Below are 22,629 nucleotides of genomic sequence, written 5' to 3'. Positions count from 1 at the left end.
AGGCCGCCGCCGATCGGATGGACGACGCGCTTGGACTGGACGAGCCGACGGAGGAATCAGACGGCGGGCAGGAGCCACACGCCGAGGAGTGATCGGCACTTCGGGCCGCGTTGATGTCAGCCGTTGATGTCAACGGCCCCTCAGGATCATCCTGAGGGGCCGTTGACCTGTGTGCACTCGGCAGGATTCGAACCTGCAACCTTCTGATCCGTAGGATCGGGCAGCTTGCCGTGAGGGGAGCCAACGGCCTCCCACTCCGATTGCGCAAGCCAGCGATCATGTGCGTCCGTGTGCCGTCGTTGCCGTCAGCACTGCCGTCAACTCCGACCGGTCGCACCGTCGCCATGACGGCCTGCCAGCCGGCCCGCCGCAGCTCCAGCGAGACCGACTCTGGCCACCACCACTCCAGCAGTCGGTCTCTGCAGATTGTGTCTAGTCCCAGCTGATGGCTGACGTTCTGATCCCATGTGATGCTTGACGGCGGGCCTAGACAACATCGGAAACCTTGTAGGGCTTGTTCGCCTTCACATGGCGGACGGGGATGTCGGTGGTGCGCTGGATGATGTGAACCTGGCCGTCCAGCTCGACCGTGAGGGTCGAGTCCGACACGTGCACGGTCACGGTCTGGCCCACGTAGGGGCGGCCAAGAGAGACAACCTGTCGGCAGACCATGATCGTGCCCACCGCGCTGATCCGCCGCTGGATGCGGACCGGCTCCACACGGGGCCAGGGCGGCGGGCAGCGCGCCCAGCAATCAGCCGCCTGATGCCAGAGAAGGGGTACATCGTGACTGGGGCGATCGACTCCACGGCTTTACGGAGCCATTTTGGCGTGAGCCTCGAAGATCATGGCCCCAACGTCGTGTCTTTACGGGACAGGTCCACCAAATGCCCGACGCGCGGGGAAGCTTACTGGGCCATGATCACTCGCCCTAAAGCCGCTCCACCGACCTCACGGCCTTAGTACACGCGCTCTGATGCCTCAGCAAGGGCATCACCAACCTCTGCCCTCTTCGCTCTATCAGGCCGGGGTTTTTCACCCCTAACAAGTGAGTGTGCAAATCCAGCAGGAGGGTCGTCTACTGGATCAAAGACGACCCCAACGCCGCATCCACGGGGTACTGAAGCGTTGAAAGCGAACACCATTTGGCCCGGCTTTTTGGTCACCGAATCAGGCCCAAGATTGTTCTCATCCAGTAGCGTCTTACGGTAAACAGATATACCGTCAGGATTGAACTGAAAAGCAGCGCGACTAGGCGTCTTCACTTCGCTAATAAGGTCAGGGACGAGGAAATCAGGCACATTCGGTACGCGCCGATACAGCATTTCACTGTCCAGGATATCTGGATCATCCCACGCGGATGAATCTTCCAAGGCCAAGACTCCCTCCCCCACCAGGCCGTGTCAGACAAACAGTCTCTTCCACGTGGGATTACTGGCCCAAACCCTGAGCGAGATCTCCTTGAGGGCTCGCTTGGCCTCCAAGGCGATTCCCCTATCGCTCAAGTAACCGTCGACCCGCGACTCACCGTCAATATTGGCGGCATAAACGTACGGAGGCTCTCCCGGAGAAAACTCGATCTCCAGACGCTCTTTCCCAGCGCGCCATTCTGCCAGAACCCCACCCTCAGCAGTCGGCGTCAGGAATGGGTAAACGCTTTGGCTTTCGGTTAGGTGATCCAGAACTCGATAAGCTTGGTGCGTGACACTTTGAGCGATAGGCTCGGCATGACCACCATCCCAGCCGGCCTCAAGGGAGCGAAGTTCGCGGAGCTTCGAGCTGATGTACATCTGCAGCTCCAGCTTCGTCGACGCGCCGAGCGGCTGAAGATGCGAAGGGCTACCCTCTCCGGCCAAGCGAGGTGCAACCTTACGGATCAGCCACATTCCAGCAGGCTCTCCCCGCCTGCTGGCACGCGAGAAATCTCTCGCTAAACCGAGAGACGAATTGCAGCCGCTAGGATCGGCGGCATACAAACTCCAGGCAGTCATTCCGTTTCCCCCCACCCTTGACGCATGCGCTGACTAGTCACCTTTTCGAAGACGCCAGTTACCACATCATGCGCATCATCCAACGCACCCCAGAAGTCTGAATCAGACTCGATATCAGATTCCGCACTGAGACTCAGATTCGAACTATCAGGGATCTCGTCCTCGACGCCCTCTCCAACTGCCGAATCCACTCCCACCAGGACACCGATACTAGGGTTTTCTTCATACTCGCAATAGTGCACGCGAAAACCAGAGTAGTCAGGCTTAGCGAATGGGAAAGCGCATTCGGCCTTCCACCCCGTCAAGACACCCGCCATGGCTTCATGAGCCGTCATGCCGAGTAGATTATTAACGTATTCTACCGACACGCGCTTAACTTCAGGGATCTCCCCTACTGCCTCGTGAGAGAGTTTACTGAAGCGCTCAAATTTTTCACTCAACTCTGCCTTGAGTGCCTCAAACCCCGGATATCCGGAACCGTCAGGCTGGAAGTGCCAAGAAAAAACAAATCGGTCGTACTGAAAACGAATTCTCCGATCGCCGCTTTCCGTGACGAAGACGCACATCGGCATAGGCCAAGAGAGTCCCGACTGAACGAACTGGACAGACTCTGGCTCTTGCGGGCCCCAGGATGGAAGCGGAGTTAGCTCTTGCAGTTCGGGGTACTGATGGCGCCACTCCACACGCAGCGGAGCTAGATCAAGTGTTCGAAGCTTCGACAGCGGCTGCAGGAAGACGCTGAGCACCACCGAATGCACAGGCGGCCGAACGAAGCTCAGTTTTTTCGCCATAGCGACACCCCCTTCTCCAGGTTACCCACATCAACTACGCAACTAACAGCAGTTGTACTCAGTCCGTTACTGCGAAGCTTTAACGGTGTCCACTGTGTCACGTTTTGCACATGCATGCAGTGGACTAGTCCAGGAGCCGACTGTGCCGCGACCCTACTGGTGGACTGTGTGCCCCAGCTAGCGGTTGGCTCACAATCACGCAACATCCAACACTGGCATGCACCCATCAATGAACTGCACCGCTCAATGAACTGCACCGCGCCGTTCCCATTGGCTGACCGGTAGGCGCTGGATGGCCTCATGGCGCTGCTATCCGCCGGACACGCACCTACCCCCTCAGAGCAGCGGAGCCCTGCCAGTGGCCCCCGGAGACCGTGCCAGACACGCGCCAGATCGTGTGGGGAACATCGGGGAACACCAGGGAACCGACGAAAGGGGTCAGCCGCAGTCCGAGGCCGCTCCGCAGCAGGTCAGCGCAGCAACCGCTTCTATGTGACCCAAGCTTCCCAAGCTGAGAGCAGGACTTGCTCGACGTGCGCGCTTGGGCCGGCCGTCACGTGGAGCAAGCACGCCGTCCGAACTCCCGCCTGCTGGCAGCACGTGGCGGGACCACCCACTGGCGACAAGATGGTTACAGGTGCACAAAACCGTTCCTCGTCAGCCCAAACTGCTATGAGATGTCACTTCCGGCGCTCACACGACATCCGTGGCGCCGAGCCCGCCCATTGATCTCTTTCCCTCCCAAAGGAACTGCGTAGATGACTCAGACCGGAGTAGTGGTTCTGACCAAGGCGTCACCTACAGTCTCGTTGGACAAGCACGGCGTGACTTCAGGGCTGATCCGGGTCAACCTGAACTGGACCTCACCTCGGGCAGTGGCACAGCGAGAAGCCCAGGAGGTAGGTGGTGGTTGGTTCCGGAGGATGCGAGCCTCCTTGCGGGCGAGCGCAGCCAAGGACGTGGATCTCGACCTTGGCTGCATGATCAGATGCAGCGATGGCAGCAAGACCGTCGTGCAGGCCCTCGGCAACGCATTCGGTGCAGTGGATCGCTTCCCCTATGTCGCACTAGACGCGGACGATCGATCCGGCACCCGAGCCGCAGGCGAGAACCTAGTGATCAATCTCGACCACCAAGCCGAGTTCTCGAAGCTCCTGCTCTTCGTCTACATCTACAACGGTTCCGGGGACTTCCGCGGCCTCGACGCAGTAGTGACCCTCACCTCTGATCGCGGCGACAGCTTTGAGGTACGCCTCGACGAGTGCCCGCCCCAGGGCCACGCGTGCGCGATTGCCCTAATCAAGCGCCAAAAGGGCGAACTCGTCGTGGGGCGCGAGGTGAGGTGGTTTACCCCGCAGGACGGCCCTGCCATCCAGGACGTGATCTCACGGGCTTACCGGCTCGGCATGAAATGGACACCCGGCCAGAAGTAGCTCGCCAGCCGTACGGCCCTCTGCTGCGGGCTACGTCCGTCGCAGTCTCCTTCTCATTCAGCCCCGTTCACGGCCGTTCAAGCAAGCCCCGGTGCCGTCCCCGCGCCGACAAAACCGTGCCGAGCCCGCCGAGATCACAGAGCGGGTGAGAGCGGGGAGTGACGATGCAGGCGGCCGATCCCATCGGACATCTCGTCAAGGTGACGTGAAAAGGGCTGAACGTACGCCCGCCTCCGAACCGGTCTGAGATCCTGGAGACCGATCGAGAGGGGTCGCAGGTATGGAGTGGAAGACGCACGGTGAGCGACAGATCTACACGAACAAGTGGGTGAATCTGTGTCTGGTCGACGTCCAGCAGCCTGACGGGCGCAGGTGGGAGTACCACGTTGTTCGTCTGCGGCACTTGGCCGTGGCCGCCGTGGTCAACGACCGTCAAGAGGTCCTGATGATGTGGCGGCACCGCTTCATCACCGACTCGTGGGCCTGGGAGTTGCCCATGGGCCTGGTCGAGGAGGGCGAGACTCCGGAGGAGGCGGCAGCGCGCGAAGTGCTGGAGGAGACGGGCTGGCGTCCCGGCCCCATCAAGCCCTTGATCTACGCGGAGCCGGCCAACGGGATCACCGACTCGCAGCACCATGTCTTCCGGATCGACGGCGCTACCTACGCCGGGCCTCCCACAGAGAAGAACGAATCCGACCGCATCGAATGGATTCCTCTCTCAGAGGTGCGAGGCATGATCGACCGCCGGGAGGTCGTGAGCAGCGGTTCGCTCGTCGGTCTGCTCTACCTGCTCATGGACGAAGCGATCCGCTAACTGGCGGGAGGAGTTCCCGTAGCCGTGCCTCAAAGGCCAGGGCTACGGGCTCCTGCCTGTGTGGGGCCAACTGGTCGTAGAACTCCCGAAGATGGCCTGACACGCGCTCGGACGCCACGGCCGACGCCGGTTCCAGTGCTTGCGTGGCGGTGTGGCACGCCTGGTCGAGCTTGCCCTGATCCAGCTGCGTACGGGCAAGCCAGAACGAGTGAAACGCCCGGCCGCGCTGGTTGGTGCGGGCCTCGCGCCGCAATGCGTCGGCGATCAGGGGTTCGGCGGTGGTTGCTTCGCCCAGTCGGCCGTGAGCGATCCCCGTGTCCACGATCAGTTTCGTCTCGTCGAAGTACGACACCCAGGACGGGTCCGGGTCGCTCACCCGAATCCGCTCGAAGTGGCGGTGCGCCTCCCCGATCGCCTGGTGAGTGGAGTCCCGGTTGCCGAGAGTGGCGTGAGCGAAGGCTTCGCGCATCGACAGCATGGACAGGACCCGTGGGGTGGTGTCGACGGCCGAGCAGGCCTGGTCCTGGGCGGCCGTCACGAAGGCCAACGAGTCAGCGGGCTTGTCCTGGTATGTGCCCTGCAAGCTCATACAGGCAAGGACGTTGGCCATGAACTGGCGGTCGTCGATCTCCTTGGCCAGTTGCAGGGCCTCCGTGAAGTACGCGCGGGCCTGGTTGTACTGGCGGGCGTCGAAGTAGGTCCAGCCGGTGAGGCGTGCCAGCTCGGCGGCGATTCCGTACAGGCCGTGCTGGATGGACGGTGGTCGGTTCTCCTTCAAGAGTCCGACGACATGGCGGAGCTGGCCGACGATGGCCGGCCGTAGTGCCTCGCCTCCGTGCTGGTCGTCTCGTCGCCAGTAGTCCTCGATGGAGGAGCGGAAGGCTTCAAGTGTGGCTGCGTTCAGGCTCGTTCGCGTGGCCACGGCCAGGATGCTGTCCACGTCGGGGCCAGGTAGAGCGGCGTGGGTCTGCGGCTCGGGTTCCGGCTCCTGGGCTACATCTCGCTCGGTGACCACGAGAGCTTGAGGTGTCTCCCACACCCGACGGGCGAGCCCCAGCATGTGTCCGGGGATGCGCAAACCGTCCGCGATGCGCTCGATGACGTCCATGTGCTGCAACTGGCGTTGCCCGGCGATGACTTCACCGACACGGCTAGGAGTCAGCTCACAGCGCCTGGCGATCATGGACGGGTAGATGCCGGCCTTGGTCTTCACCAGCCGGAAGACTCTGGCGAAGTCCCGCACTCGGCACGCGTCGATCATCTCGGGATCGGTGAGCAGCCTGGCTGGCAGTTCCTGCGGCCGGTCGGCGTCGGGCATCGGCAAGCTCCCACACTGCGAGGGCTACGCAACGTCGCTGTTTCTCTACTTGCCGCGATATTACCCAAGTTGGGTAATCAGCCTGACCTTTTGGCAAGGGTCCCCGGATCGCGATGCTCCTTTCCATGGCGAGCAACCAGCAGACCAGACCAGGCGTCGGTGAACTGGCGAAGGACAGCGCCCGAGACCGGATCGGCGTCGTCATGGGTGCGGTCGGCGGTCGAGTGCAGATAAGGCCGATCGGCGGCGGCAAGGAATGGGATGCCATCCCGGACAACGTGGTGGCGCCGAGTCCACGCGAGGAACTGAGCGCCCGCCTGTCGATCAAGAACCGCAACAGTCGGGGTGGGCTGTGATACGCGCTGTCGGCCGGTACGCAGGAGTCCTGTTCGTGATCATGATCAGCGGCTCGTGCGGCCTGGTGATCTGCATGGCTCTCGCCATGGGCCAGTAGACGGGCCGCTCCGGACGGGTGCCAACTCCCCGGCTCCCCCTTCCCCGTTCGGGGTCGGCCATCCAACCACGCACCGCCACACACAAGGAGTACTCGCATGACGGCAACGGTGAACGATCTGAAGACCGGTCGCGCGGTGGCTGGTGAGGAGCTGTTCGAGAGCCTCGCCCACTTCGTGGTCGTCCACAACGGGCAGTCGCCCGAGCGCGCCGAGCGGATCGCAGACCAGGCGGTCGCCTTCCTGGTCACCGCAGCCACGGCCAACGTCCCCATGGTCCCGTCCGATGACGTGGACCTCGGCCTGCACGCGCTGATCCTGCACACGAAGGAGTACGCGAGGCTGTGCGACCGGTACGCGGGCCGCTTCCTGCACCACAACCCGAAGCCGGGCGGCGGGCCCCGCGACCTGTTGATGGTCATCACCGCGGCACGCGCCATGAAGGCGGCTGGGTTCAAGGTCTTCGACGACCTGTGGACCGTGGACGGCACGAACCTCGCGCAGTGCGACTCGGACTGCGGCCGTCCGTACGGTCAGGACTATCAGGAGTAGGACACGACAGCAGCGACGCGGCCGGCCTCGACTCGTGGTCGGCCGCGTTCGCCCGGAAGGAGAACAGACGTTGCCCGGGTCACCCCCTGAACTGCCGATCGTGGTGCTCGACGCGCTCATGCCCACGTCCCAGCGCCTGGTCCTCGACCGCCGGGGCTCCATGGTGTGGGAGGTGGAAAGCCATCGAGGCCACTACGCCGTGAAAGTCGGCTACCCGATCGAGGCCACGGCCGAATGGGCCGCCCAGCCCTGGACCGCCCTCGCCCCCGCACGCGAAGGGGCCGTGCTGCTGCGCCTCGGCCTGGTCGACCTCGCATACGGCGAATGGGAGCGCGGTACCTGGAACTTCCAGCCGTGGCACGAAGGGCCAGACCTGTACCAGCTCTGGGAGCCCTGTCGTAGGCCGGACTCGTCCATCGCACCACACACCAGCGTGGCGCGGGGCTGCGTCGAGGTACTGGCCGAACTCCACGCCAAAGGCTGGGCACACGGTGACGTACAGCCCGCCCACTTCATCATCGGCCCGGAACGAACGCACCTCATCGACCTCGCCCTTGCCCAGGGCGGCAACGTGCCTGAGGGGTACGACTTCCCGTTCCGCGGCTGCCTCGTCCACTACGAGGCACCGGAGATCGCCCGCAGCTTGCTCGACACCGGAGAAGCCGAGCCGACTCAGGAAGCCGACGTGTACGCGCTCGGGGCTTCCCTGCTGATCTCCGCTACCGGTTGGCGGGCGATGGAGTACCCGGACGACGCTCCGCGCTCGGTGCAGAGAGAGGCCGTGGCGGCCGGTCGTCGCCGGCCCGTGAAGGCGCCTGGTGAGCTGGGCGAGTTGATCGACGCGATGCTCAGCCATACGCCAGGGGACCGGCCCACCATCTACGAGGTGGGCAAGGCTCTGAGCTGATTCCGAAGCGCCGGTTCGTCGGCGCCGCTCGCACGGCTACGGCCGACAACTCAAAGACCGGACCACCCCTCAGCCTGGACAGCATTCCGGGTGGTCCGGTCGCGGAAGCCCTGATCAGGACCCCGGTGCCGATGGTACCGGGGTGGTTGGCGTGCTCGAACGTGGGTGCGGCTGCAACTCCGGCTTGCGATGTCGAGTTGGAGAGGGTTCTGAGCTGAGCCAGCGAATGTCAGCCACGACGGCGGGTGCGCCGACTGAGCACCCGTCACGTGTGTATCCAGCAACCCCATGCCGTCCTCAGCCACGCTTCTTCCATCGTCACGGGCCGCACCTCGCTCGGACCTGGACGTTGCCGACGCGGCCCGTCCTCTGGGCTCGGGCTGCGGCTCTGTGGGCCATGCGGCGTCGATCGGTGGGTGGTTGGTGGCGTGGTCACGCTGGGTGCGCGTCGGCCTGGTCCTGTGCCCGGAGTGGTCAGGTTGCTTCCTGCTCTGGTCGTCCGCCTTGGCAGGGCTGCGCGCTGAGCGGGTGGGGGCCGCCGGAGCGGTGGCGGAGACAAGGAGCGGCGGCGGCCCTTGGCCGCCAGCGCGCGGCCCGCCGCAGGCGGGCCGCCTTGATCCAGTAAAGAAACTCTGAACAGCTCCGCTGTACTGGGCCCCTGGCCGGTTGCACGACCATGCGCTGTCCCCGCCTTCCCATCCGTTCCACGGCTTCGATGACCTTATGGTCGCTTGAGGTGCTATTTATGCCTATTCGTTCTGCGAGTCTGCGGAATTTATCCACAGGCTGGGGGCCGCATAGTTCGGGATGAGCGAAGCGCGCCCAACGGGCCACCTCTATCAAGAGACCCAGATCACAAAATGAGGTGTCACACGGGCAGGGCTTTTGACACCTGTAGCAAGCGAGTACGGGAGGTCGATCAGAGATGGGGAAGTGGCATGGATCACAGAAATGGGGGTCACACCGATGCGGATTTCGACACCCCTATAGGCGGTCCCGGATGGACCGAGCCGCGCAACGTAGCACCGAAGTGCCGGTTACCCAAACCGGCGATTCTCCGGACTATTGATGCTCCTGGCCGACGACTGGAAGGACGAGTGGCGTGCGCGCGCAGAATCGCGATTTCCCGCCTGCCGGGACGCTGACGAAATCGAAGGACGGATTCAGCCCGTCCGACGGGAGCGCGGCGCCGCAAGCCTCGTACGTGTCCGGTCCGACCGGTAGACCTGTCGCAACAACCTCGGTGACGGCTTGCCGGATGGTACGGGCAAGCCCCGGTCCGGTGGCACATGGCCGCTGGGCAAGCCTTCGGGCAAGCCCCCGGCGGTTGGGTGAGGACCACACGAAACAACGGCGCGCCGGTGAACGGGGAGAGATGACCGAGCAGATACCCAGCACAGGAAAGGAGCTGATCGACATTCACAACCGGGAGTCGGCAGAGATGGCCGCACTGATCCGCGAGATGACGGCCACTGTGGCAAGGCTCTGCCACGAAGCGAGGGAAATGCGAGAAGAAGTCACGCGGCTCAGGAACGCGGCGTCTGCTGCGCCTTCTTCAACTCCTCGAACTCCCGGCGCAGTTCCTGATGCTCGGCACTGAGCGCTCTGATCTCGTCGCGCAACGCGCTGAGCATGTCGGTGAGGGAGGGATCGGCGACGTCCGAGCCGCCGGCCTTCCCCTCGCCGGAGTCACCGAGAGGAATCTTCTCGCCGGGTGGCCAGGCACGGGAGGAGCTATCGGCAGCCTCCTCGACAGGGGCCCCGGTCGAGTTCCGGAGGTACCAAGCCGGCGCGGTGTAGTCGACACCCGTGCCTTCGAAGTCACTGACGAAGCTGCCCCGGCCCTGGATGGTGTAGATCAGCCCTTCCTCCCGGAGCACCCCGAGTGCGCTGCGGGCGGTCATGTTCGCCACCCCAAAGCGCTCCTGCAACTCGCGGTAAGAGGGGAGCTGTTCGCCCGGCTTATAGCGGCCCGCCTTGATCTCGCGCCGGAGCTCGTCGGCCGCGTGCTGATAGGGCGGCCGACGGTCGGGCTTAGCAGAGCTAGCAGGCGTCATAGCTATCAGGGTAGCGAGATCTAGCTGCCCTAGCACACCCATCTGACATACGCACACCCATAACCCCACCTACCTAGCACCCTCTACTCACTTGACACTGCTAGGTGAGCGAGGTTCTATTGATCACGCCCCGCCACCTGGCGGAGCACCTACCGAAAGGACGTAACACCCATGGCTCGTATCCGTGTTGGCCTGCTCCCGTCCACGTCGTTCATGGTCGGCAACATGGCGGTTCCGAAGTACTCGGACGCCGAGAAGACCCAGTTCGCGACCGACCGTGAGACCGGCGCGAAGCTGTTCACGGTCACTCTCTTCCTCATGGAGGAGGACCGGGCGGAGGCCATGAAGGTCACCGTTCCGGAGACCGGTCTCCCCAACGGCCTCAAGCCCGGCGTGCCGGTCATTCCGGTGGAGCTGTTCGCCACCCCGTGGGCCCGGATCTTCAACGGGTCGCTCTCGGACGGCATCGCGTACCGCGCGGACCGTCTTGACCTGGTCGGCGGCTCGGCCCCGGCCACTGAGAGGGCGTGAGCGGCACCGACTTCTTCCGCGCCGGCCGCGACACCCAGCTTCACAGTGTCGCGGCGGTGTGGGAGGAAACGCGGGCTTTCCACCCGCATCGGCCCTTCGCCATGCGGAGATCTGCCTGACGCTCGCCGGTCACGACGACAGGGTTCGCCTCGTCGCGGCGATGTGGGCGAACCACGGCTTTCCGCCTGCTGAAGCGGTGCGGCGCGCGGAAATCTGTCTGATCCTCGCTGCGCCAACACCCTCAGCAGGCACCCGGAACCGGAATCGAAAGAAGGAAGCGAAGTGACCTTGAGCGACGTGACTGAGGTGATGGGCTACGCCCCCGTTCTGGTCGGGGTGGGGCTGGCTGGCATCGCCGTGTGGGCGCTGGTGTGGGTGGTCCGCTACCTGCGGGCCGACGCCATGACCCGGCAGTCGATCCGGCAGGCCGTTCGGGTTCGGCGGACCTGGAAGCGACTCGCGCAGATGCTGAACCTGTCGGCCACGGACAAGATGCCGACCGCCATGGCATCGCTGGCGAACACAGACGGCAAGCCGATCAAGCCGCGCGTCCTGGTCCCGGCCCTGAAAGTCACGCATGACGCGTACGGAGTGATCGCGCGGGCGGGCTGCCTGCCGGGCGTCGGTCTGGCGGAGTTCCAGAAGGCCGCCCCCTACCTGGCAGACGCCTGGCGTATGACCCGTGTGTCAGCGCTGCCGGGGGACAGGCCCGGACACGTCGTGTTGCGCGGCGTGCGCGTGGACCCGCTGATCACGCGGACCGTTCACGTGCCCACCGGACGCCCTCCGGAGGAATACGCGAAGTGGGAACTGGGGGTGGACGAGTACGGCATGCCCGTCTTCGTGCCCCTCAAGGAAGTGCCTGGAGTGGCGGTCGGCGGTCTGCCGGGCTTCGGGAAGACCTCGTGCGTGAACCGGCTGGTGTGCGACTGGGCGCCCTCGCCAGCCGTTCAGTTCGTGTTCTTCGACGGGAAGGTCTCCCACGCCTACGAGGGCGACTACGCCGACCTCGTCCACCGGGCGTTCGCGTTCTGCGGGGACGACCTGGAGGAAGCGAACAAGCTGTTCAAGGAGCTGGTGGAGCTGCGCCGCGCCCGCTCCGCGAGCATCCGCAGCGTGCTGGGCAGGAAGAACATGTGGCACGTCGGCCCCTCGGATGACTGGCCACTGGTCGTCATCGTCATCGACGAGGCCCACACCTACTTCCGTGACCACAAGGGCTCCGACCCGGCCACGAAGCGGCTGGCCGCGCTCGCGGCGGACAACGCCCGCCTCGTCGAGGACCTGGTGAAGAAGGGAAGATCGGTCGGTTTCCTGGCTCTGCTCACCACGCAGAAGACCACCGGGGACGCCATCCCCACCTTCATCCGCGATGTCTGCCCGGTCGGCCTGTCCTTCGCGCAGAAGACCGCTGACGCCGCCGTGGCCGCCCTCGGCGACGACATCCGCGAATGGCCCGATGCAAGCCCCGTCAACCTCCAGGACCCCGCCTACGTCGGTGTCGCGGTCATGTCCCAGCACGGCCGCCCCGGGTTCATCCGCATCCGTACCCCCTACGTCGCCGACGAGGACGCCGCCCGCGTCGCCGCAGAAACCTGCCACCTGGTGCGCCACCCGGCCCAGCTCCTGGAGGACCTGACCGGACGGAACGTCGTGGACCTCACCAAGGGTGAGTCCGAGCCCCCCGCCGTGGCGGCCTGACATGCGCCGCGTCATGAGGATCTACGTCCGGCACATGCGCAAGGCGATCATCGCCGGGGACCTCGACCGCGCTGGTCGGATCGGCATCGCCGCGTACCGCGTCGCCAACACCCACGAACGCCGGTTCCTGGAGACCTACTTGGGCCCGAACACCGCCTACCTGGCCGGCCTCGCCCCGAAGCCCTGACCCGCCCCCACCCAACTTCCCCACCGACACCGCGAAAGGAGGTGAACTCCCCATGAGTGAGGACCGGATCACCCAGCGCACTGTGACCGTGGTCATGGGCATCATCGCCCTCCTGGCGTTCGTCTTCTCCTTCGGCAACGTCTGGGCCTTGGCCCTGCGCCTGGGCGTCCCCGCCCCCATCGCGCCGCTCATCGCGCCCATGGTCGACCTGTCCGTGGTCGGGCTCCTGGTGGCCCTGCGCTACCTCTCCCTGCGCGGCGTCCCACCCGAGCAGATGAAGGCGGCCACTCGCCTGATGCACGTCTCCGGCCTGCTGACCCTGGCCCTCAACATCGCCGAACCCGCCGTCGCCGGACACTACGGCCGCGCCGCAATCGACGCCGTGGCACCCCTGCTCCTCCTCGGCTGGGGAGCGGTCGGCCCGCAGCTCCTCCGCTCGTTCCACGCGGTCGCCACCCATGCAGCCGAACCGGCGCCCGCCACCGAGACAGAAGCGGCCCAAGAGCCTGCCCCGGCCCCCGCCGAGCCCGCGCACGTCGCGGCAACTGCCCCGCCCGTCTCGCCGGTACCGACCCCGACCCCGGTCGCTCCGCTCACTGCTCCGGCTCCGGCCGCGCCTGCGGTCAAGGTCCCCGAACCGCTGCTGACCGAAGCACGGTCCATCGCGGCATCGCACCACGCCGAGCACGGAGAAACGATCACTCCGGCCCAGCTCAAGATGCGGCTCGGCATCGGCCTGCCCATGGCCACCGCCCTGCACGCCGCCCTGTAGAGCCGCGCTCTCCCCGCCAGCCTTCCGGCACTTCACACCCTCGCCCACTCCTGGGCCCGACCTGCCATGCCTGCGGGCAGCAGCCCGAGCGCTGATCGCTGCTGCCCGCAGGTCCCACCCCCACGCCAGAAGGGAGACCCCGCCACCCATGCGCCGCCCCCTCGACCTGCGCCACGTCATCAGCCCCAGCCTGCGGGACCTGATCGAACTGGCCAACACCCACGATTTCGACCGCGTCAACGAACAGGTCCGTGACCTGCACGGCTGCACCAACCCCGTCAGCCTCTACGGCTGGACCGTCACCACCGACCAGACCACCAAGGAAGTGGTCCGCTCCTACCGCTCCGAGGACGAACCCTCCGGGCGTCTCCTCACCACGTGCGGCAACCGGCGCTCCTCCCGATGCCCCGCTTGCTCCCGCGTCTACGCCGCCGACACCTACCACCTCATCAAGGCCGGACTCTCCGGCGGCAAGAACGTCGCCGAAACCGTCCGCGACCACCCCCGCGCCTTCGTCACCCTCACCGCTCCGTCCTTCGGCCCCGTCCACAACCGCAAGACCGACAGCACGGGCAAGGCCCGGTCCTGCGGCTGCGGCGCCCAACACCCCGAGGGAGACCCGGCGTTGGGCACCCCGCTCGACCCGGCCACGTACGACTACACCGGCGCCGTGCTCTGGAACGCCCACGCCGGACAGCTCTGGGCACGCTTCACCACCTACCTGCGCCGCGCCCTGGCCGAACACCTCGGCATGACGCAGAAGGCCCTCACCGCCGCCCTCCGCGTCTCCTTCGCCAAGGTCGCCGAGTACCAGAAGCGCGGCCTGGTCCACTTCCACGCCGTGATCCGCTTCGACGGACCCGACGGCCACACCACCCCGCCCCCGCCCTGGGCCACCTTCGCCGCCCTGAGGGCCGCCGTGGGCCTGGCCGTCGAGCGTGCCCGGCTCATCGTCGCCTCCGACGCCATCGGCGAACGCGTCATCGCCTGGGGCGGCCGGTACAAGGTCGACCCCATCACCGCCCTGGGCGACGGCGAACTCACCGACGCCCGCGTTGCCGAGTACACAGACGCCAAGGTCGCCGGATACGTCGCCAAGTACGCCACCAAGAACGCCGAAGGTGCGGGCACCGTGGACCGGACCCTGCTGTGCCGCCCCTGCGCCGGACGTGGCTACGTACGCGGCCCGGATGGCTTCCACGACCGGTGCGCCGACTGCGACGGCACCGGACAGGCCGAACCCATCAAGGCCCTACCCATCCAGCAGCACGTACGACAGATGATTCGTACCGCCTGGGACCTGGGCCACCTGCCGGAGTTCGCCGAACTCAAGCTCTGGAAGTGGGCTCACATGCTCGGATTCCGCGGCCACTTCTCCACCAAGTCCCGGGCCTACTCCACCACCCTCGGCGCTCTCCGCGACGTACGCCGAGCCTGGCGACTGGCCCAGGCCGAAGCCGCCCGCGCCCGCGCCGGCCTCCCCGCCACCGACGAGAACACCACCCTCGTCACCGCCTCCTCGTGGACCTACCTCAGCAGCGGCTACCGCCCTGGCGAGGAACTCCTCGCCGCCCAGGTCCGCCACGACATCGCCCACACCGCACGCCTCAAGCACGAAGGGCTGGTGCCTGCATGACGACCGCTGTGCTCACCGTGGACCAGGTTGCCGAGCGTCTCGGCATCAGCCGCTGGAAGGTCCACGACCTGATCCGCTCGCGCGAACTCGCCTCCTTCAAGATCGGCCGCTGCCGCCGTATCAGCGAATCCGCCGTGCACGCGTACATATCCCTCCAGACCGAACAGGAAGCTGCCTGATGGCCACGCCGAAGAAGAACGCCAACAACGAGGGCACCATCTACCAGCGCAAGGACGGCCGTTGGGAGGGCAGTGCGTACGTCCTGACGACGGACGGCACGTACAAGCGGCGCAGTGTCTACGGCAAGACCTGGGACGAGGCGCACGAGAAGCTGACCAAGCTCAAGGCAGACTCCCTCAACGGTCTGCCGGTCGCCACCAGCAAGATGACGATCGCCGAGTATCTGGCGTACTGGCTGACGAACGTCGCCAAGGGCAAGGTCCGTAGGACGACCTACGTCAACTACGAATCCCTCGTCCGTAACTACGTCACCACGGAGTTCGGCAAGAAGAAGCTGGTCCGGCTCACCGCTCGCGACATCCGCGCCTTCCTCGCGAAGACGGCGGTCACCTGCCAGTGCTGCGCACAGGGCAAGGACAAGAAGCGGCCGGAGCACAAGCGGCGTTGCTGCGCCCTCCGGAAGTGCTGCAAGAAGCTCCCCTCTGACCGGACCGTGCGCTTCCTGCTGGTGATCCTGCGTGCCGCTCTCCAGCACGCCGTACGTGAGGACGAGTTGCCGCGCAACGTGGCCCGGAACGTGGAGCTGAGCATGGGAACGAAGCGCGAGATCGAACCGCTCACCGCCAAGGAGGGGCGTCAGCTCCTGACGGCGGCCCGCGACAACCGCCTGTGGGCCGCGTACGAGCTGGCGGTGCGCATCGGCCTGCGGCGCGGTGAGCTGCTGGGCCTGCGCTGGTCGGACGTCCATCTTCACGAAGGCGTCCTCACGGTCCGGCAGGCTCTACAGCGCGTCGGTGGTGAACTGCTGATCGTCGCGCCGAAGACTCAGCGCTCGGCCCGTCGCGTGGCCCTGCCTGCCGAGTGCGTCACGGCGCTCCGTGCCCAGCGCGCACAGCAGATCGCCGACCGGAAGGGCGCGGGGGACAACTGGAAGGGCACGGGTCACGGACTCGTCTTCACGACCAAGAACGGGACCCCCATCGAGCCGCGCAACCTGAACCGCTCCTTCGAGGTGCTGTGCGTCCGCGCCGGCGTCCGCAAGGTCCGCTTTCACGACCTGCGCCACACCTGCGCCTCGCTCCTCCACGAGCAGGGCGCCGACGCCCGCATGATCATGGAAGTCCTCGGCCACAGCTCGATCCGAGTGACCATGGACATCTACACCTTCGTCCGGCTCGACTCCCAGCGTTCCGCTTTCGATCGCGTCGGCGACGCGCTGAGGGGTGACGGCAACGATCCGGACGACGATGACGGCGCGGCCGGTGTCCCGGTAGCCGTGTGATCGACCCCCGAATCCGGTTGCCGTCAAACACTGCCGTCAAGGCATAAGACAGAGGCCCTGTGGATCACTCCACAGGGCCTCTGACGTGCTGTGCACTCGGCAGGATTCGAACCTGCAACCTTCTGATCCGTAGTCAGATGCTCTATCCGTTAAGCTACGAGTGCTTGTTTTGTTTTTCTTGCCGTTCCTGGTCCTTCCGGCCCGCTCGCGGCGACAGGAAGAACATTACATGACTGCCGCCGCCATGTGAAATCCATTCCGCTCACCCCTTGTGACCTGCGAAAACACCCAAATGGCGGGGTGCGTGAGGGCCACGACACCGAGGCCCCGGTCCAGGTGGACCGGGGCCTCGGTGTTCAGGTGCGGAGGCGGAGGGATTTGAACCCTCGATGGGCTTTAAGGCCCAAACCGCATTAGCAGTGCGGCGCCATAGACCGGACTAGGCGACGCCTCCAGCACTACCGCTCACGCGAGCGCGCGAGTGGTGCGTGCAGATGATGACACAGTCGAGCGTGCTGTCACCAATCGCCCCCCACGGTACTAGGCAGTCGGGCCACAGAGCAAAGCCCTCGTCGTCGGCGGGCCGCCTGCGCAACGTCCGGCGGTCTGAAGCGTTGGTCAGGTCATGTTGCTGGTCACCTCGCGAACCGTCGGCACCGCCGTCGCCCTCGCCGTCGCCTCCGCGCTCTCCGTCACGGCGCTCTCCGCCGTCGCCGCCGCACCCGCCGTCGCCGCCGCTCCCGTGGCCGCCGGGACCGCCCCCGCCGGGGCCGCCTCCGCCGCCACCTCCGCGCCGCCGCCCGTCCGGGACGAGGACCGGCCCGGCCGCTTCGGCGACCGGCTGATCGTCACCGTGCGCCACGCCGGCCCGGGGCGCGACGGGACGTACGAACTGCTCTGTCACCCCGCCGCCGGCACCCACCCGGACGTGCGGGGCGCCTGCGCCGCCGTCGACCGGAACACCCACTGGGGCAGCGAGCCGTTCGCCCCGGTCCCGGAGGGCAGCGTCTGCACCATGCTGTACGGCGGTCCGGCGACAGCCCATGTCACCGGCACCTGGGCCGGACGCCCGGTGGACGCCAGGTTCGACCGCGGTGACGGGTGCGAGATCACCCGGTGGGACCGGATGGTGCCGCTCCTGCCGAACCTGGGGTCCTGACAACAATCCATCGACCGGACGATCAGGTGGTCCGACGATCGGGCGATCGGACGGGCCCGGCTGTCGGCGACCGGGGGTTCACAGGCCGTTCATGGCGGAATCCCCGGTCCCGCAGAAGTCCCGCAAAAGTCCCACAGGAGTCCCGTAGAAATCCCGCAGATGTCCCGCGAAGGTCTCGCGACGCCGACGGCATGCGGTCACACGTTCCCCGTCACTTCGTCGTGCGACCTCCCTCTCATCCGGGGGCCCGAGCGCAACCGCTGCCTTTAGACTCCCTCGCGTGACACGCTGCGGGCCGGTTGGCAAGATGGCACGAGCGGTCGGCAAGGTGCGGTAACAGGGAGGAAGCGTCTCGTGAGCAGCAGGCCATCCCGAGGCGCTGCTCGCCTCGCAGCCATACTGGACGCGCTGCCCGACGCGTTGGTGCTGGTCAACGCCAATGGGACCGTCGTCAACGCCAACTCCATCGCGCTGGAGGCCTTCGAGGCCCCGGGCACCGCTCTGGTGGGGCGCGGGCTGCTCGATCTGCTGCCCCAGTTCGACTCCCGTCTGATCCCGGGCTCGATGCGGCGGCCCGATCACATCGACCCGCGCGGGCGGACCAAGCCCACGCGGATGGTCGCCCGCCGGACGGACGGCAGCGAGTTCCCCGTCGAGGTCACCAGCGCGAACCTGGAGAACGGGCAGCAGGCGTACGACGGTTACGGCTACACCGGCGACGAGCTGCTGATGCTCGTCGTGCGCGACCTGTCGGGGACCGTCGACACCGAAGCCGAGCTGGCGCGCTCGCAACGGCAGACCGAGATGATCCTGCGGGCCGCCGCGGAAGGCGTCGTGGGCACCGACACCGACGGGCGGATCGTCCTCGTCAACCCGGCCGCCGCCCAGATCCTCGGCTACCGCGCCGGCGAACTCGGCGGCAAGGAGCTGCACACCCTCGTACTGCACTCCCGCGCCGACGGCTCGCCCTTCCCCTACCCGGAGTCGCCGCTCGCCGACACCCTGCGCTCCGGGCGCAAGCACCGGGTGCGCGGGCAGGTGCTGTGGTCCAAGGGCGACAAGAAGGTACCGGTCGACCTGACGACCGCGCCCGTGCGCGACGGCGACCAGCTGGTCGGCGCCGTGATGACCTTCACCGACCGGCGGCCGTACGACACCCTGGCCGACGAGAAGGCCACCGCGGACAAGCTGCACGCGCAGGAGATCGAGCGGCTCGCCGAGGAGCACGCCTCCGACCTCACCGCCCTGCGGCAGCAGCACGTGACCGAGCTGGAGGAGCTGCGCGAGCGGCACGCCGAGGAGCTGGCGTCCGGCGAGGAGCGGTACGCCGCGCTCGGCGAGCGGGAGAAGGACCGCTACGAGGCGCTGTCCGGCCGGCACGAGCAGCTGCTCACCCTGCTCGGCGGCTCCCTGCGCGGCCCCCTCGACGAGCTGCGCCGCGAACTCGCGGCCCTCGCCGCCGACGACGCCGGCCAGCTGTGGCCGGAGGCCAACCAGGTGCTCCACCACCTGTCCGCGGGTTACGCGCGCATCACCCAGCTGATCGACAACGTCCTCGGCTACCAGCGGCTCGACACGGGCGCGGACGACATCACCCGTACGAAGGTGATGCTCGACGCGGTCGTCGCCGCGGGTATCGACGGTGCCGTCGAGCTGATCGGGCCCGGCCGGGTGCAGTTCGCCGTGCACGCGCCGCCCATCGAGGCCGAGGTGGACCCGCAGCGGCTCGCGACCGCGCTCGCGCACCTCGTGGCGGATGTCGCCGGGGTCGACGCGACCGGCAACTCGCCCGTGTCCGCCGGTGGTTACCTGGACAACACCGTGGTGGTGGCCGCCGCGCAGCGCGGTGAGGTGGTACGGATCGAGGTGCGCGGCCCGTACACCGGGGGAGACCCGGTGCACCAGCCGATCGTGCGCGGGATCGTACGGGCCCACGGCGGCGTGCTGCAGACGCACGAGGTGCCGGGCATGAGCGGCAGCGCGTACGTGCTCGAAGTGCCGATCGGCGGAGGTGCGGGCGCCGTCCCGGCTCCGGCTCTGCCCGCCCTCGCCTCCGACATGCCCGCCCCGGCCGAGCAGACCTCCGGTGGCGGGCGGCGGCGGGCCCGGCGGTCCTCCGTGGACGCCTTCCTGGAGAGCGAGGTGCCCGGCGAGTCCGGGGCCGGCCCGGAGGCGCCCGCGCCGACCGGGCGGCGCAGGAGGCGGGCGGCCGAGGAGGCGGCGCCGGTGCCGGCGGAGGGCGCGGAGGCGTCCAACGGCACCGGGCGGCGGCGTGGGCGCCCCGCCGAGGACGCCGGGGACGGGGACCAGGGCGTGGCCGAGGGCGCCGTCATGACGGCGGCCGAGCACGCGGCGGGTACCGCCGCCTCGGGCACCGGCCTCGGCGGGACCGTGCCACCGGCCGGCGTGCCCGCGCCCGCCGGCCGGCGCGCCCCGGGCGACGGCGGCGAGCAGCAGCAGGCGGCTCTGCCTCCTGCCCTGCCGCCGGCGGGTACCCAGAACGCGCCGGCTGCCGGGCCGGTTCCGGTCGGCCCCGGGGCGGCAGGTTCCGGAGCGGGCGGTTCCGAGGGCGGGCAGCCGACCGGGCGGCGGCGCCGTGCGCTGGCCGCGGCGGCGGAGCGCAACGCGGCGCAGGAGGCGGGCGCCCGTACGGTGTTCGCCCTGCCGCCCGCCGAGGCGGACCGCTCGCCCGAGCCCGGTGCCGGGAACGGCGGCGGCAGCGGGGGTGGGACCGGGCAGGCGCCGGGTCAGGTGCCGGTGCAAGTACCGGCCGTGGCTCAGGCGCAGGGCGTCGTTCCGGCTCAAGGACAGATGCCGGTCCCGGCCCAGGGGCAGATGCCCGTGCCCGCACAAGGGCAAGTGCCGGTCCCAGGGCAGGTCCCGGTCCCGGGGCAGATGCCCGTGCCCGCGCAAGGGCAGGTGTCAGTCCCCGCTCAGGGACAGATGGCGGTCCCGGCCCAGGGACAGATGCCCGTGCCCGCACAAGGGCAAGCACCGGTCCCAGGGCAGGTCCCGGTTCCGGTCCCGGGGCAGATGCCGGTCGCCGGGCAGGCTCAGGTGGCCGGCGTCGGTGGGCCGGGGGACAACGGCCGGCACGACGCCGTACCGCATGACCAGGGCGAGGACCACACCCCGCCCCAGCCGCACCCGACCAGCGCGCCGACGGGCCGTCGGCGGCGGGCCGTGGCCCAGCCGGGAGAGGGTCCGGCGGCGCCGGGCACGCCCGCGCAGGGCGTTCCGGTCCAGGCGGAGGGCATGGCTCAGCCGGGCGTCGCGGCGCAGGCCGCCCCCGCTCCGCAGGCCCTGCCGGGCGTACCCGTCCAGGGGGTGCAGCCGGCCCCGGGGCAGGGGGTGCCCGCGCAGCCCGTGCCGCAGTCGGCGGCGCCGGGGCAGCACCCCCTGCCGGGACAGCCGGTGCAGCCGGGTCTGCTGCCGGCGGCCCAGCCGTTGCCCGCGGAGACACCCCCGGCCGCGCTGCCCGCCACCGAGGCACCCCCCGTCCAGCCCGTGCCCGGCGCCGACACCCCGGCGCCCGGCACGCAGCTTCCGCCGGGGCAGTCCGGAGCCCAGGCGCGTACGGCCCAGCCGTTGCCCGCCGAGGCGGCCGACGCCCCCGTGGACCCGAACTCCACCCAGGGCCGGGCGATCAGCGTGCGCACGCTGGGGCAGGGCGTGCCGTTCAGCCGGCAGGCGGCCCAGGTGCAGCATCCGACGGCCACGCCTCCCCCGCACGGTCCGAACGCCGCCGGCCGGCGGCGCAAACTGGGCACGCCGCCCGATCCCGCCGCGCGCACGGAGCAGCGCACGGAACAGCGCACGGAACAGGGCGCCCGTCCGCACCCGCCGACCGAGCAGCCGCCCACGCACCCGTCGCTCGCCGGCCAGTCACGGCTCGCCCCGGGCACCGAGGGCGCCGGACGCTCGTACGCCATCGGCGCCCCGGACGAGAACGCCGCCGAGGGACCCGAACCGCTCGACGGTCCCGGTGGCGCGATCGAGGTCGCCGACCCGCCGCACCCGCAGCCGATGGACGACGAACTGCCGCCCGAGCCGCTGGACAACCCCCGTCGGCTGCTGGTGTGGCCCGCGCCGGACGTCACGACCCAGCAGGCACTGAGCGACCGCGGCTACCGTCCGGTGATCGTGCACTCGCGCGAGGAGGTCGACGCGCAGATCGCCGCCTTCCCGGCCGCGCTGTTCGTGGACCCGCTGACCGGGCCCATCACCCGTACCGCCCTGCAGTCGCTGCGGCAGGCCGCCGTGGCCGCGGAGGTGCCGGTCCTCGTCACAGCCGGGCTCGGCCAGGCGACCCGCGAGGCGGCGTACGGGGCCGACCCCGCCGTCCTGCTGAAGGCCCTCGCGCCGCGGGACAGCGAGCAGCATCCGCCGCGCGTGCTGCTCATCGAGGAGCACGCAGAGATCGCGCTGGCGCTGACCTCGACCCTGGAGCGGCGCGGGATGCAGGTCGCACGGGCCGCGAGCGACGCCGACGCGGTGACGCTGGCCGGGCAGCTGCGGCCGAACCTGGTCGTGATGGATCTGCTCCAGGTGCACCGCCGCCAGTCCGGGATCATCGACTGGCTGCGCGCGAACGGGCAGCTCAACCGCACCCCGCTCGTCGTCTACACCGCCGCCGTCGACCAGGCCGACCTGCCGCGGCTGGCCTCAGGCGAGACGGTGCTGTTCCTCGCGGAACGCTCCACCAGCGCCGAGGTACAGGCCCGCATCGTCGACCTGCTGGCACGCATCGGCACCAACTAGGCGCTCCGCCGGACAGGCCGGACGTCGACGCGCTGTCGTGCGTCCGCGGCGGCGTCGTGGCTGATCGCGCGGTTCCCCGCGCCCCTTCGGGCGCCGGCGAACCGC

At 68.0% G+C, this 22,629-nt stretch carries 18 protein-coding genes, 2 tRNA genes and 1 pseudogene; 14 read left to right on the top strand and 7 right to left on the bottom strand.

All coding sequences use genetic code 11. From position 1 onward, the window contains the following. Positions 1-486: 486 nt before the first annotated feature. The 3 genes and pseudogenes from CTZ28_RS13515 to CTZ28_RS13510 all read right to left on the bottom strand — a co-directional run. Positions 487-738, bottom strand: a pseudogene (locus CTZ28_RS13515) (IS481 family transposase); the annotation flags it as partial. 665 nt (positions 739-1,403) lie between these two features. Further along, positions 1,404-1,886 (bottom strand): hypothetical protein, encoded by a 483-nt coding sequence (locus tag CTZ28_RS46600; protein WP_147481144.1) that lies wholly within the window; start codon positions 1,884-1,886, stop codon positions 1,404-1,406. Positions 1,887-1,987: 101 nt separating this feature from the next. Further along, a complete protein-coding gene (locus CTZ28_RS13510; protein WP_121889578.1) occupies positions 1,988-2,782 on the bottom strand; it encodes a TIGR04255 family protein in 795 nt (264 codons plus the stop codon). Positions 2,783-3,540: 758 nt separating this feature from the next. Between CTZ28_RS13510 and CTZ28_RS13505 the strand changes: the two genes are divergently transcribed. Further along, positions 3,541-4,215, top strand: coding sequence for a hypothetical protein (locus CTZ28_RS13505; RefSeq protein ID WP_121889577.1), 675 nt, complete (start codon positions 3,541-3,543; stop codon positions 4,213-4,215). Positions 4,216-4,495: 280 nt separating this feature from the next. Further along, the gene (locus CTZ28_RS13500; protein ID WP_043407174.1) at positions 4,496-5,029 is read left to right on the top strand and encodes an NUDIX hydrolase; all 534 of its coding nucleotides are present in this window, start codon (positions 4,496-4,498) and stop codon (positions 5,027-5,029) included. On the opposite strand, the gene CTZ28_RS13495 is transcribed toward CTZ28_RS13500, so the two are convergent. After that, complete coding sequence (locus tag CTZ28_RS13495) at positions 5,007-6,347, bottom strand: NsdA family TPR-like regulatory protein (RefSeq protein WP_121889576.1); 1,341 nt, start codon at positions 6,345-6,347, stop codon at positions 5,007-5,009. The genes CTZ28_RS13500 and CTZ28_RS13495 overlap by 23 nt on opposite strands. 113 nt (positions 6,348-6,460) lie before the next feature. On the opposite strand from CTZ28_RS13495, the gene CTZ28_RS13490 reads away from it, so the two are divergent. The 3 genes from CTZ28_RS13490 to CTZ28_RS13480 all read left to right on the top strand — a co-directional run bounded on the left by CTZ28_RS13490 (position 6,461) and on the right by CTZ28_RS13480 (position 8,258). Then, positions 6,461-6,703, top strand: a complete 243-nt coding sequence (locus tag CTZ28_RS13490; RefSeq protein WP_121889575.1) for a hypothetical protein — start codon at positions 6,461-6,463, stop codon at positions 6,701-6,703. Between the two features lie 195 nt (positions 6,704-6,898). Beyond that, on the top strand, positions 6,899-7,351 hold the full coding sequence (locus CTZ28_RS13485; protein WP_121889574.1) for a glycine-rich domain-containing protein: 453 nt from the start codon (positions 6,899-6,901) through the stop codon (positions 7,349-7,351). A gap of 70 nt (positions 7,352-7,421) precedes the next feature. Beyond that, positions 7,422-8,258, top strand: a complete 837-nt coding sequence (locus CTZ28_RS13480) for a serine/threonine-protein kinase (RefSeq protein ID WP_121889573.1) — start codon at positions 7,422-7,424, stop codon at positions 8,256-8,258. Positions 8,259-9,784: 1,526 nt separating this feature from the next. Here CTZ28_RS13480 and CTZ28_RS13475 read toward each other — a convergent pair. Further along, entirely contained in the window at positions 9,785-10,315 is a 531-nt protein-coding gene (locus CTZ28_RS13475; protein ID WP_121889608.1) for a GntR family transcriptional regulator, read from the bottom strand. A 171-nt stretch (positions 10,316-10,486) separates the two neighbouring features. Here CTZ28_RS13475 and CTZ28_RS13470 point away from each other — a divergent pair, with 171 nt between their 5' ends. The 7 genes from CTZ28_RS13470 (at position 10,487) to CTZ28_RS13440 (ending at position 16,604) form a co-directional block, all read left to right on the top strand. After that, a complete protein-coding gene (locus tag CTZ28_RS13470; RefSeq protein WP_121889572.1) occupies positions 10,487-10,846 on the top strand; it encodes a hypothetical protein in 360 nt (119 codons plus the stop codon). A 297-nt stretch (positions 10,847-11,143) separates the two neighbouring features. Beyond that, positions 11,144-12,547, top strand: coding sequence for an FtsK/SpoIIIE domain-containing protein (locus CTZ28_RS13465; protein WP_310887608.1), 1,404 nt, complete (start codon positions 11,144-11,146; stop codon positions 12,545-12,547). Between the two features lie 13 nt (positions 12,548-12,560). Then, positions 12,561-12,734 carry a hypothetical protein gene (locus CTZ28_RS46985; protein WP_183154378.1) on the top strand — a complete coding sequence of 58 codons (174 nt, stop codon included), beginning with the start codon at positions 12,561-12,563 and terminating at the stop codon, positions 12,732-12,734. 52 nt (positions 12,735-12,786) lie between these two features. Next, on the top strand, positions 12,787-13,506 hold the full coding sequence (locus CTZ28_RS13455) for a DUF2637 domain-containing protein (RefSeq protein WP_121889570.1): 720 nt from the start codon (positions 12,787-12,789) through the stop codon (positions 13,504-13,506). 148 nt (positions 13,507-13,654) lie between these two features. Further along, on the top strand, positions 13,655-15,142 hold the full coding sequence (locus CTZ28_RS13450) for a replication initiator (RefSeq protein ID WP_121889569.1): 1,488 nt from the start codon (positions 13,655-13,657) through the stop codon (positions 15,140-15,142). Continuing rightward, positions 15,139-15,321: a helix-turn-helix domain-containing protein gene (locus CTZ28_RS13445; RefSeq protein WP_053560287.1), complete on the top strand. Its 183-nt coding sequence runs from the start codon at positions 15,139-15,141 to the stop codon at positions 15,319-15,321. The genes CTZ28_RS13450 and CTZ28_RS13445 overlap by 4 nt, the downstream gene beginning before the upstream one ends. Further along, the gene (locus tag CTZ28_RS13440; protein WP_121889568.1) at positions 15,321-16,604 is read left to right on the top strand and encodes a site-specific integrase; all 1,284 of its coding nucleotides are present in this window, start codon (positions 15,321-15,323) and stop codon (positions 16,602-16,604) included. The genes CTZ28_RS13445 and CTZ28_RS13440 overlap by 1 nt, the downstream gene beginning before the upstream one ends. 91 nt (positions 16,605-16,695) lie before the next feature. Here CTZ28_RS13440 and CTZ28_RS13435 read toward each other — a convergent pair. Then, positions 16,696-16,768 (bottom strand) — tRNA-Arg (locus tag CTZ28_RS13435). A gap of 199 nt (positions 16,769-16,967) precedes the next feature. Further along, positions 16,968-17,058: transfer RNA gene (locus tag CTZ28_RS13430), tRNA-Ser, on the bottom strand. A gap of 171 nt (positions 17,059-17,229) precedes the next feature. Between CTZ28_RS13430 and CTZ28_RS13425 the strand changes: the two genes are divergently transcribed. Together CTZ28_RS13425 and CTZ28_RS13420 are read left to right on the top strand one after the other, a co-directional pair. Further along, positions 17,230-17,763 (top strand): SSI family serine proteinase inhibitor, encoded by a 534-nt coding sequence (locus CTZ28_RS13425; RefSeq protein WP_121889567.1) that lies wholly within the window; start codon positions 17,230-17,232, stop codon positions 17,761-17,763. Positions 17,764-18,117: 354 nt separating this feature from the next. Continuing rightward, positions 18,118-22,524: a PAS domain-containing protein gene (locus tag CTZ28_RS13420; RefSeq protein WP_121889566.1), complete on the top strand. Its 4,407-nt coding sequence runs from the start codon at positions 18,118-18,120 to the stop codon at positions 22,522-22,524. The last annotated feature ends 105 nt before the right edge of the window (positions 22,525-22,629 follow it).

It is taken from the genome of Streptomyces shenzhenensis (assembly GCF_003688995.1).
Classification (GTDB): Bacteria; Actinomycetota; Actinomycetes; order Streptomycetales; family Streptomycetaceae; genus Streptomyces; species Streptomyces shenzhenensis_A.
This window is presented reverse-complemented; position numbering and strand designations above follow the sequence as displayed.